This is a genomic window from Paenibacillus sp. A3 (genome assembly GCF_001399685.1).
Lineage (GTDB): Bacteria > Bacillota > Bacilli > Paenibacillales > NBRC-103111 > Paenibacillus_G.
On sequence record NZ_JTHN01000286.1, the window covers coordinates 1 to 2,269 of the forward strand.

Genomic DNA, 2,269 nt, shown 5'->3' on the forward strand with positions numbered 1-2,269 from the left:
CCACTTTAATAAAATCCTGGGAAGGGTCAACCTTCACCCCCAGGGTCGTTACTACTTTGTCATTGACTTCCACACGTCCTGCGGTAATCAATTCTTCACACTTGCGGCGGGAGGCCACACCCGCTTCGGCCAACACTTTTTGCAATCTGTCCATCTGTTGGATTCACCTCAAGCTAATGATACCTATCCTCGGGTGAAATCACAAGTTGCGCCCACGGAAAATCGCCGCCTGGACACGTAATCGAATGCGGAAAAATGTCGTCTGGTTGAAAACCGTACGTTTCCGCCAGCCGGAGAATCAGCTTGTTCATCAAAAATAGCTGCTCTTTTTCCGCGGGAGTGCGGACGGCGCGCGGCCCGGAGAAGTCCCCTTCGAGACAAAGGTGGATGTAGAGCGGATCGGTTTGCTCGGAAGAAGGGATGATGTCGCCGTTTTTGGCGATGAAATAATCATACCCTTTTCCGTTAATGGAGGAGCAGGCGGAGTGGTGGATGACAATGCCGTAATACTGCATGCGGTTCACCTCGTTAAGGCTGGACTGCTCACAGTATATGTGCGGAGAGGATGGGGGGTGATGCGTGGACCGGCGAATAAGCCGGAGCTGGCGGAATCGATCCGCACGCATGAGGCCTGCAATTTACCGGCAGCGTTCAGGCAAATACCAACGAGCAGATCGCAATCGAAGCGATAAAGCCGACGGCGTCGGAAATAAGACCGACCTTGAGGGCATAGCCGGCCTTGCGGATGCCGATGGCGCCGAAATACACCGTGATGACGTACAGCGTCGTATCCGTGCTTCCTTGGATCGTGGAAGCGATCCGTCCGATCATCGAATCGGGGCCGAACTCGGAGATCAGGTCTGTCGTAAAGGCAAGCGAGCCGGCACCCGTAATCGGGCGCAAAAAAGCGAGCGGAATAATATCGCCCGGAATGCCAAGCCGCTCGCAAATCGGCTTCAGCCAGCCGATCATCAGATCCATTGCTCCGGATGCACGAAACACGCTGATCGCCACCATCATGCCGACCAGATGCGGAATAATCCGGATCGTCGTATCGAAGCCTTCTTTCGCCCCTTCCACGAACGATTCGTAGACAGGGACTTTCCGGTAAGCCGCGTAAAGAGGAATAAAGACGATCACGACAGGGATGGCCCATGCCGATATCCAATTAACCAAGTTATACACGCGGGTTCATCCTTTCCCCTGTTTGGGCGGCGTTGATCGCTTGCGGTACCACCGGTCAACCACGATGGCCGCCAAAGTTGAGATAAAGGTAGCCAGCAGCGTCGTACCGACGATTTCGGCCGGATTCGCCGAATTGTAATTCATCCGAATGGCGATCAGCGTTGTCGGAATCAGGGTGATGCTGGCCGTATTGAGCGCCAGTAGCGTGCACATGGCCGGGCTCGCTATGTCCCTATGCTTGTTCAGGAGCTGCAGCTCCTGCATCGCTTTAATGCCCATCGGTGTGGCGGCATTGCCTAATCCCAGGATGTTCGCGCTCATGTTCGACATAATGTATCCGAGCGCCGGATGATTTTTGGGCACGCTGGGAAACAGCGCGCGCACGACCGGCGAGAGCAATTTCGCCAGCTTCTGCAGCAAACCCGCATCCTCGGCGATCCGCATCATGCCGAGCCAGAACACCATAATGCTGATAAGCCCGAAGCAGACCGTCACCCCGCTCTTGGCGCCGTCAAATACCGCCTCGGTCACCAGTTCGATTTTGCCCTGAAACGCAGCGACGACAAACCCCGCAACAATAAAAAACAACCATATCCAGTTGACCATGCCCGCCGCTCCCTTCCGCTTAATCCGCTTGCCCGGTAAACAGCACCCGGGTCAGTTCGGTCAAGATGTAGAGCCATTTGCGCGAATAGCCGCCGCCAAGCTCTCCCGCTTCCACGAACGAATAGGCTGACCGTTCTTGCTGCTTTAACCGGGGGCTGCCCTTGGCAACCAGCGGGACCGAGCCCACCGGCTTGCCGTCCAGCAGAAATTGCAGCCGCCCCGCTTCCCCGAGCCGACTCTCAACGGAAGCCGCATCGTATAATATCGGCTGACGCGCCAGCCGTCCGCGTTCCTCCTGCTCCGCCGGATATTGGAACGACGCCCCGGCGACAAGCCCCGTCCCCTCAATCGTCTCTCCCTTCTCGGCCAAGGAAAGCAAGGGAAAATGCTTGAATCCGAAGTCGAGCAGCCGGGCGTGGTCGATCCAATCGTCCGGATCGTTCAAGGTCACGACAGCGAGCTGCTGCCCGCCGCGGGT

4 protein-coding genes and 1 pseudogene are annotated in these 2,269 nt (G+C 56.7%); all 5 read right to left on the reverse strand.

The features are described 5' to 3' along the window. On the reverse strand, window positions 1-154 hold a 154-nt coding region (locus QJ48_RS33125), incomplete at its 3' end, for a S4 domain-containing protein (RefSeq protein WP_272948179.1). Window positions 155-173: 19 nt separating this feature from the next. Beyond that, on the reverse strand, window positions 174-515 hold the full coding sequence (locus QJ48_RS33130; RefSeq protein ID WP_054977571.1) for an N-acetylmuramoyl-L-alanine amidase: 342 nt from the start codon (window positions 513-515) through the stop codon (window positions 174-176). Between the two features lie 136 nt (window positions 516-651). Further along, window positions 652-1,185: a spore maturation protein gene (locus QJ48_RS33135; protein WP_054977572.1), complete on the reverse strand. Its 534-nt coding sequence runs from the start codon at window positions 1,183-1,185 to the stop codon at window positions 652-654. Window positions 1,186-1,191: 6 nt separating this feature from the next. Further along, a complete protein-coding gene (locus QJ48_RS33140) occupies window positions 1,192-1,791 on the reverse strand; it encodes a nucleoside recognition domain-containing protein (RefSeq protein ID WP_054977573.1) in 600 nt (199 codons plus the stop codon). Between the two features lie 19 nt (window positions 1,792-1,810). Next, a pseudogene (locus QJ48_RS37800) lies at window positions 1,811-2,269 on the reverse strand (D-alanyl-D-alanine carboxypeptidase); the annotation flags it as partial.